Below are 7361 nucleotides of genomic sequence, written 5' to 3' on the forward strand. Positions count from 1 at the left end.
TCCGTCTCCTCCACGCGGATGGCGACGTTGGTGCGCCGCTCCTTCCACAGCCGCTCGCGGAGCTGGGTGGAGGTGACGAAGCGCCCTTCCTTGCCCGAGAACGGCGAGATGTTCGAGGAGTAGAGCATGGAGACGGTGGGCTCGTCGATGTGCATGACGGGCAGGGCCACCGGATTCTCCGCGTCCGCGATGGTCTCGCCGATCTCCACGCTGTCGATGCCCGCCACCGCCACCAGCTCGCCCGCGGTGGCCTCGGGGATCTCCACGCGCTTGAGCCCCTCGTAGCCGTAGAGCACGGTCACCTTGCCGGGCTCCACGCTGCCGTCGCGGTGGACCACGGCCACGCGGTCGGCCTGGCGGATGCGGCCGCTGACGATGCGGCCGATCACGAGGCGCCCCACATAGTCGTCCCAGTCGAGCGAGGTCGCCCGGAGCTGGAGTCCCGCGCTCTCCTCGAACTGCGGCGGCGGGATCGTGGCCACGAGTGTCTCGAAGAGCGGGGCGAGAGTCTTCCCCTCCTCCTCGAGCGAGCGCTTGGCGATGCCCTTGCGCGCGTCGGTGTAGAGGACCGGGAACTCGAGCTGATCCTCGGTGGCGTCGAGGTCGATGAAGAGGTCGTAGACCTCGTCCAGCACCTGGGCGGCGCGCGCATCCTGGCGGTCGATCTTGTTGATGACCACCACCGGCGTGAGCTTGGCCTCCAGCGCCTTCTTCAGCACGAAGCGCGTCTGCGGTAGGGGCCCTTCCGCGGCATCCACGAGGAGCAGCACCCCGTCCACGAGGGTGAGCGTCCGCTCCACCTCGCCCCCGAAGTCGGCGTGGCCGGGCGTGTCCACGATGTTGATCTTCACGTCCTTGTAGTGAATGGACGTGTTCTTCGCCATGATCGTGATGCCCTTCTCGCGCTCGAGGTCGATCGAGTCCATGACCCGCTCGGCCACGTGCTCGTTGGCGCGGAAGATGCCCGACTGCCACAGCATGGCATCCACGAGGGTGGTCTTGCCGTGGTCGACGTGGGCGATGATGGCGACGTTACGGATGTCCGGCCGCTGCTGATTCACCTCATCACTGTAGCACGGCCCGGCGCGGATGCCGCGCTGCGGCAGAGGCTGGCAATGCCCCCGTCATGGGGGCATAATGACCCGTCTCATGCCCACACCCGGTTGACAGGAGGACTCCCGTGCGACTGAACGCCCTCGTGACGATTGCCTGTGCGCTCATGCTCGCGACCGCCCTGGCCGGGACGAGCATGACCGCGCTCGCCCAGACGCCCAAACCCGCCGAACCAGCGAAAGGATTCAGGCCCGTGAAGCAGACTGCCGTGATCACCATGGAGAAGGGCGGCGAGATCGTCATCGAGTTCTATCCGGCGGATGCCCCCAAGACCGTCGAGAACTTCGTCAAGCTCACCAACAAGGGCTTCTACAACGGCCTGACGTTCCATCGCCGGGAAGAGGGCTTCGTGATCCAGGGCGGCGATCCCAAGGGCAATGGCATGGGTGGCCCCGGCTACACCATCCCCGCCGAGTTCAACAAGCAGAAGCACGTGCGCGGCGCGGTGGCGATGGCGCGGACGCAGGATCCTAACTCCGCGGGCAGCCAGTTCTACATCTGCCTGGCCACCGCGAACTTCCTCGACGGCCAGTACACCGTGTTCGGCATCGTCACCAAGGGCATGGACGTGGTGGACAAGGTCAAGGTGGGCGACAAGATGAAGACCGTGAAGATCGTCGAGGTCGCGCAGTAGCAATGGCCTGGTCGGTCCTCGTCAAGGGCGGCACGGTGGTGGACGGCACCGGCGCGCCGGCCGTCCGGGCCGACGTCGCCCTCGAGGGCGACCGCATCGTGGCCATCGGGCCTGATCTCGCCGGCGACGCCGCGCGCACCATCGACGCGAAGGGGTTGATGGTCGCGCCGGGCTTCATCGACATCCACTCCCACTCTGACCTCGTCTATCACACCTGCCCTTCGGCGGAGTCCAAGGTGCGGCAGGGCGTCACCACGGAGGTGGTGGGGATGTGCGGCTTCTCGCCCGCGCCCATCGCCCCCGGCCGCGTCGAGATGGTGCGCGACTGGATGGGCGGCATCGGCGAGAAGCCGGACGCGACCTGGCACAGCTTCACCGAGTATCTCGAGCATCTGAGAAGGTTGGGGCTTTCCGTGAACGTCGCCCAGTTCGTGGGTCACGGTGCCCTGCGTCTCGCCACCGCAGGCGCGGACGCGCGCCCGGTGACGCCGGACGAGCAGCAGCAGATGGAGCGTCTGCTCGACGAGGCCATGGACGCGGGCGCCTTCGGCTACTCCACCGGCCTCGTCTATGCGCCCAGCGTGTTCAGTAACACGGAAGAGCTGATCTCCCTCGCGAAAAGACTGGCGGTGAGGCGCGGGCTCTATTTCTCCCACATCCGAGGAGAAGCGGGCACGCTCGAGACCGCGCTGGAGGAAGCCATCCGCATCGGCGAGACCGCCGGCGTCCCCGTGCAGGTGGCCCACGTGAAGGCGGCGGGGCGCGAGAACTGGGGCAAGATGGACCGCGCCCTCCGCATGTTCGACACCGCCCGCGCCCGCGGCGTGGACGTCACCGGCGACGTGTATCCCTATCCCGCGGGCAGCACCAAGATGGACAGCCTCCTGCCCGGCTGGATGCAGGACGGCGGCATCGCCAAGCTGCTCGAGCGTCTCGCCGATCCCAAGGCCCGCGAGCGTGCCATCAAGGATTGCCTGGTGGGCGGCGAGCGCTGGGGCTCCGCGTCGGGCTCGACCGGCTTCGACGAGATTCTGATCGCCAGCTGCTCCAAGCGCGAGCTCGAGGGCATCACCCTCGCCGAGCTGGCGCGGCGCACCGGCCGCGAGCCCGCCCACGCCATGATGGACCTCGTGCTCTCCGAGCACGCCACCGTGGCCATGATCTCGTTCTCCCAGAGCGAGGAGAACGTGGCCAACGCCACGGCCTACGCCCACTCCATGATCGGCTCGGACTCGCTGTCGCTCCACGCCGGGCCGGGGCCCCATCGCGGCATGCCGCATCCCCGCAGCTACGGGACCTTCCCGCGCGTGCTGGGCCGCTTCGTGCGCGAGCGGCGGCTCTTCTCGTGGGAGACGGCGGTGCAGAAGATGACGGGCATGCCCGCGGCCAAGCTGCGTCTGAAGAACCGCGGGCTCCTGCGTCCCGGCTTCGCCGCCGATCTGGCGCTGTTCGACCCCGCCACCGTGCAAGACGAGGCCACGTTCCCCGCGCCGCATCAGCATCCCACCGGCCTGCCCTACGTCATCGTCAACGGCTGGGTGGTGGTGGACGGGCCGCGCTTCCATGCGGTGCCGGCGGGCCGGGTGCTGACACCCTGACGCGAGCCGCGCCGCCGCGTGACCGAGCCCACGTATCTCTACCTGACCACGAAGGGGCGCGTCACCGGGCGGCCGCGCGAGATCGAGATCTGGTTCACGCGGTACGAGGGGCGCTACTACCTCGTGGCCGAGCATCGCGAGAAGACGCAGTGGGTGCAGAATCTCCGCGCGAACTCGCACGTGCAGGTGCGGGTGGGGGAAGCGCATTTCCCCGCCCGCGCCCGGGTGGTCACGGAGCCCGGGCTCGTGCGGGAGATCCGCGCGCGCTCGGAGAAGAAGTACGGCTGGGGTGACGGCTTGGTCGTAGAGCTCGCGCCGGCTGGCCCCGCGCACGAGCATCACGACATAGAGACGACCCGATGACCCGACGCCTCATCATCACCCTCGCCGCGGTGGTCGCGCTGACCGCTGTCCTTCTCCCGGGGCATGCGCTCACGCAGACCTCGGTCATCCTCTCCACCACCACGAGCACCCAGGATTCCGGCCTGCTCGACGTGCTGGTGCCCATGTTCGAGAAGAAGTCGGGGCTCACGGTGAAGACGATCTCGGTGGGCACCGGCCAGGCGCTCGCCCTGGCCGCCCGCGGCGAGGCGGATGTGACGCTGGCGCATGCGCCCGCGCTGGAGAAGAAGTACGTCGAGGAGGGCAAGATGCTGAACCGCCGCCTCGTCATGTACAACGACTTCATCATCATCGGGCCCGAGGACGACCCCGCGAAGGTGAAGGGCCAGCCCTCCGCAGTGGAGGCGCTCAAGCGCATCGCCGCGGCGCAGGCGCGCTTCGTCTCGCGCGGCGACAAGTCGGGCACGCATCTGCTGGAGCAGGGACTCTGGAAGCGGGCGGGCCGCGAGCCCACGGGCGCCTGGTACATCGAGTCGGGGCAGGGCATGGGGGCGACGCTTGGCATCGCCAACGATAGGCGGGCGTACACGATCAGCGACCGCGGGACCTGGCTCGCGTTCCAGAAGCGCGTGAGCCTGCCGATCATGGTGGAGAAGGACCGGCCCCTGCTGAACATCTACTCGGTGATGGAGGTGAATCCCACCAACGGCCCGCGCGTGAACGCGGCCGGGGGCAAAGCCTTCGCCGAGTTCATGCTCTCGCCCGAGGTGCAGGCCCTGATCCGGACGTTTGGGGTGGACAAGTACGGCCAGGCCCTCTTCGTCCCCATCGCGGGGAAGAAGGACAAGGACTTCTAGCCCTCGCGCGAGGGCCGCGGCATGGGGCTCATTGCCGAGGGCATCCTCCACGCGTTCCGGCTGCTCCTGAGCGGCGACCCCGAGGTCTGGCAGATCACGCTCCTTTCGCTGCAGATCTCGGGCGCGGCGACGCTGCTCTCGCTCGCGATCGGCATTCCCGCCGGGACCGCGCTGGCCCTCGCGCGCTTCCCGGGCCGCGGCCTCGTGGTGAGCCTGGTGAACACGGGGATGGGCCTGCCGCCGGTCGTGGTGGGCCTCTTCGTGACGATTCTCCTGTGGCGGAACGGCGTGCTGGGCGCGCTCGAGCTCCTCTACACGCCGACCGCGATGGTGCTGGCCCAGCTCGTGATCGCCGCGCCCATCGTCACCGGCCTCACGATGGCCGCGGTACAGCAGATCCCGGAGCGCTTTCGGCTCCAGGTGCTGGCGCTCGGCGCCTCGCGCGCGCAGATGACCTGGGTGCTGGTGAAGGAGGCGCGCCTGCCCCTCCTCGCCGCCATGATGGCCGGCTTCGGCGGCGTGATCTCCGAGGTCGGGGCTTCGATGATGGTGGGCGGAAACCTCAAGGGCTCGACGCGGGTGCTGACGACGGCCACGGTGCTGGAGACCAGCAAGGGCAACTTCGACATCGCGATCGCCCTGTCGGTGATCCTGCTTGCGATCACCTTCCTGGTGAACTGGGCGCTGACCGCGATACAGCAGCGGCGCTGACGCCGCGGCGGCTCAGCGGCGACGCGGCGTCTTGGCCCGGCGGCGAGCGCGCGGCCGACCCCGCGAGGCGATCTCGTCGCGGGTGGGGCCCGTGGGGCCGAGCGCCTCGTCGATGCGGTCGCGGAGGGCGCGGAGCCGCTCGAGCAGCAGTCGGCCGGCCGGCGTGAGGATGGTGCCGCGGGCGGCTCCCTTGCCCGGCCGGGTGAGGAGGAGCGGCGCCCCGAGCACCGATTCGGCGCGGCGCAGATAGCCCCAGGCGTGGCGATACGACCAGCCGATCTCGCGCACCGCCTCGGCGAGCGAGCCCGAGCGGGCGATGCCTTCCAGCAGATGGAGGCCCCCGTCCCCGATCATGAAGCGGCCGCCATGCTCCAGCCAGATCTTGGTCTTGGGTTGAGCGGCCAGTATGCTCTCGTGAGCCGATTGAAGGGCCCCCACGCCCTCGGTAGCATTTCGTCTCATACCGCTACGGTAACACGGGGCGTCCCTTCACCCTCGGAGGCTCAGATGAAGCTCAGCGCGCGCAATGTTCTGCCCGGCAAGGTCGTCCGGGTGACCCGGGGGACCACCACCGCCCACGTGAAGATCGACCTCGGAGGCGGGAAAATCGTCACTGCCTCCATCACCAACGAGGCGGTGCGCGAGCTACGGCTCAAGAAGGGAGACCGCGCCTACGCCGTGATCAAGGCCTCCGACGTCATGGTCGCGAAGGACTGATGCGGCTCGTCCGCCCCGCCGCCGCCCTGGCCGCGCTGCTGCTGGTCCTGCTCGCGGCGGGCGGGCTGTACGGTCGTGGGATCGTTGCGGCGGACAAACGTGTAATCACCGACTCGACGGGGCGGCGGGTCGAGATCCCCGCGCGCGTCGAGCGCGTGTTCGCGGCGGGCGGCCCAGCCAGCGTCCTCGTCTACGCGCTGGCCCCCGACAAGCTGGTGGGCTGGAACCGCGCGCCCAGCCCCGAGGAGCGCGTTTTCCTCCCGGATCGTGCGGGCGCCTTGCCCACGCTGGGCCGCCTCACCGGGCGCGGCAACACCGCCAACGTCGAGGTCGTGCTCGCGGCCAAGCCCGACGTCATCGTCGACTACGGCACTCTCGGCCCCACCTACGCCTCGCTCGCCGATCAGGTGCAGCAGCAGACCGGCGTGCCGTACCTCCTCTACGACGGGAGCCTCGCCGCCGTGCGCACGGTCTCCGAGGCCCTGGGCGAGGTGCTCGACGCACGCGGTCCCGCGCGCGCCCTCGCCCGCTACGCTGAGCGCACGCTCGGCGAGGTCGACCGCCGCATCGCGCGCGTGCCCGCGGACAAGCGGCCGCGGGTGTACTACGCGCGCGGCCCGAAGGGCCTCGAGACGGCGGCCCCCGGCTCGATCAACGTCGAGAGCCTCGATCGCATGGGCGCACGCAACGTGGCCGGCGGGGACGCAGGCCCGGCGCGGCTCGGCTCCGTCTCGGTGGAGCAGGTGCTCGCGTGGAATCCCGACGTCATCGTCACCGTCGATCCGGGCTTCGCCGCCTCGGTGCGCGGCGACCGCCTCTGGCGCGACGTCAAGGCGGTGAAGGAGGGCCGGATCTACCTCGCCCCGCTGCTGCCGTTCCCGTGGGTGGACTCGCCGCCCTCGGTGAACCGCCTGATCGGCCTCTGGTGGCTCGGCCGCGCGCTCTATCCTGCGGAGTTTCCCGAGGACCTGCGCGTGGAGGCGCGGACGTTCTACGCACTCGCCTATCACCGGACACCCGACGACCGGCAGCTCGACGCTCTCCTGGGAGCCTCCCGACGGAGCAGCCCCTGAGCGACACCGGCCAGCCGGGAGGGCGGACGCGGCGCGCGGCCGCCCTCGGCATGCTCATCGCAGCGGCGCTCCTCGTCGCGCTCACCTTCGTCTCGTTCTCGGTGGGCCGCTTCCCGGTGGGCCCCACGGCGATGGTGCGGCTGCTCGCCGCCAAGGCCACTGGCGCGCCGTCGGACCTGCCGCCCGCGGTCGAGACGGTGGTGTTCCGCATCCGCGGCCCGCGCGTGCTCGCCGCCCTCGCCATCGGCGCGGCGCTGGCCGCCGCGGGCTCGGCCTATCAGGGTCTCTTCCGCAATCCACTTGTCTCGCCCGACAT

10 protein-coding genes are annotated in these 7361 nt (G+C 69.9%); 8 read left to right on the forward strand and 2 right to left on the reverse strand.

From position 1 onward, the window contains the following. A partial coding sequence (locus VFX14_05290; protein ID HEU5189084.1) for a GTP-binding protein occupies nucleotides 1-1061 on the reverse strand: 1061 nt, incomplete at its 3' end. 119 nt (nucleotides 1062-1180) lie between these two features. Here VFX14_05290 and VFX14_05295 point away from each other — a divergent pair. Genes VFX14_05295 through VFX14_05315 form a run of 5 tightly spaced genes read left to right on the forward strand, consistent with a single transcriptional unit; the run spans nucleotide 1181 to nucleotide 5255 of the window. Beyond that, nucleotides 1181-1747, forward strand: coding sequence for a peptidylprolyl isomerase (locus VFX14_05295; GenBank protein ID HEU5189085.1), 567 nt, complete (start codon nucleotides 1181-1183; stop codon nucleotides 1745-1747). Between the two features lie 2 nt (nucleotides 1748-1749). After that, nucleotides 1750-3345, forward strand: coding sequence for a D-aminoacylase (locus VFX14_05300; protein HEU5189086.1), 1596 nt, complete (start codon nucleotides 1750-1752; stop codon nucleotides 3343-3345). A gap of 18 nt (nucleotides 3346-3363) precedes the next feature. Next, nucleotides 3364-3708 carry a nitroreductase/quinone reductase family protein gene (locus VFX14_05305; protein ID HEU5189087.1) on the forward strand — a complete coding sequence of 115 codons (345 nt, stop codon included), beginning with the start codon at nucleotides 3364-3366 and terminating at the stop codon, nucleotides 3706-3708. Beyond that, nucleotides 3705-4544: a substrate-binding domain-containing protein gene (locus tag VFX14_05310; GenBank protein ID HEU5189088.1), complete on the forward strand. Its 840-nt coding sequence runs from the start codon at nucleotides 3705-3707 to the stop codon at nucleotides 4542-4544. The genes VFX14_05305 and VFX14_05310 overlap by 4 nt, the downstream gene beginning before the upstream one ends. 21 nt (nucleotides 4545-4565) lie before the next feature. After that, nucleotides 4566-5255 (forward strand): ABC transporter permease, encoded by a 690-nt coding sequence (locus VFX14_05315; GenBank protein ID HEU5189089.1) that lies wholly within the window; start codon nucleotides 4566-4568, stop codon nucleotides 5253-5255. A 12-nt stretch (nucleotides 5256-5267) separates the two neighbouring features. Here the strand turns inward: VFX14_05315 and VFX14_05320 are convergent, their stop codons facing one another. Beyond that, on the reverse strand, nucleotides 5268-5693 hold the full coding sequence (locus tag VFX14_05320; protein ID HEU5189090.1) for a LysR family transcriptional regulator: 426 nt from the start codon (nucleotides 5691-5693) through the stop codon (nucleotides 5268-5270). A 69-nt stretch (nucleotides 5694-5762) separates the two neighbouring features. Between VFX14_05320 and VFX14_05325 the strand changes: the two genes are divergently transcribed. The 3 genes from VFX14_05325 to VFX14_05335 form a co-directional block, all read left to right on the forward strand. Further along, nucleotides 5763-5972, forward strand: coding sequence for a molybdopterin-binding protein (locus VFX14_05325; GenBank protein ID HEU5189091.1), 210 nt, complete (start codon nucleotides 5763-5765; stop codon nucleotides 5970-5972). Next, entirely contained in the window at nucleotides 5972-7045 is a 1074-nt protein-coding gene (locus VFX14_05330) for an iron ABC transporter substrate-binding protein (GenBank protein HEU5189092.1), read from the forward strand. The genes VFX14_05325 and VFX14_05330 overlap by 1 nt, the downstream gene beginning before the upstream one ends. A 50-nt stretch (nucleotides 7046-7095) precedes the next feature. Further along, nucleotides 7096-7361 (forward strand): iron chelate uptake ABC transporter family permease subunit (locus VFX14_05335; protein HEU5189093.1); only part of this gene is annotated, 266 nt, incomplete at its 3' end.

Source organism: Candidatus Methylomirabilota bacterium (assembly GCA_035764725.1).
Classification (GTDB): Bacteria; Methylomirabilota; Methylomirabilia; order Rokubacteriales; family CSP1-6; genus DASRWT01.